Origin of the sequence: Vibrio sp. M250220, assembly GCF_036533795.1 — a bacterium.
Classification (GTDB): domain Bacteria; phylum Pseudomonadota; class Gammaproteobacteria; order Enterobacterales; family Vibrionaceae; genus Vibrio.
This window is the reverse complement of sequence record NZ_JATABI010000178.1, coordinates 1-662: the sequence shown is the minus strand read 5'-3', so window position 1 is coordinate 662 and position 662 is coordinate 1. Positions and strand designations below refer to the sequence as shown.

The window sequence follows — 662 nt, the reverse complement described above, 5'->3', positions numbered from 1 at the left end:
AGTCACTTAACCATACAACCCCAAAGGGTCTTTGTTAGTCACCAAAGTTGTCTGCATTTTTATACATGTGCAGACACGATTTTGCCGGACTCAAATATAAACATCACAAGGATGTTTCCAAGAACACTTGAATGTGTGTTGGTACCTAAATTTCTCTTTATTTAGAGAAAGTTAGGATTTGAGAACTTTTAATTTGAATAACAACGCATATCAAAGATATGGGGATTGTTGTTATTCGTCAGCTTTCCAAATTGTTAAAGAGCAAATCACTTCCAAAGAAGTTCATTTTCTAAAGACTCTCGGAGTCGAAAATACCAACCACATACGCTTAACTGAAGTGGTTTGGAATTCCTATCCAAAAATACTTAGAGAATGGTGGGCGATACCGGGCTCGAACCAGTGACCCCCTGCTTGTAAGGCAGGTGCTCTCCCAACTGAGCTAATCGCCCACATAAGTTTCCTGTTGTTTTTACTTTAGTAAAGTAAAACAAAGGCCATTCCTTCGTGGAGAAGAATGGTGGGTCGTGCAGGATTCGAACCTGCGACCAATTGATTAAAAGTCAACTGCTCTACCAACTGAGCTAACGACCCAATGGTATCCCGTAGGGGAGTCGAACCCCTGTTACCGCCGTGAAAGGGCGGTGTCCTAGGCCTCTAGACGA

3 tRNA genes are annotated in these 662 nt (G+C 42.3%); all 3 read right to left on the bottom strand.

From position 1 onward, the window contains the following. Window positions 1-373: 373 nt before the first annotated feature. Window positions 374-449 (bottom strand) — tRNA-Val (locus QTN94_RS20255). A 66-nt stretch (window positions 450-515) separates the two neighbouring features. Further along, window positions 516-591 (bottom strand) — tRNA-Lys (locus QTN94_RS20250). Window positions 592-593: 2 nt separating this feature from the next. Then, a tRNA-Glu gene (locus QTN94_RS20245) sits at window positions 594-661 on the bottom strand. Window position 662: the final 1 nt, after the last annotated feature.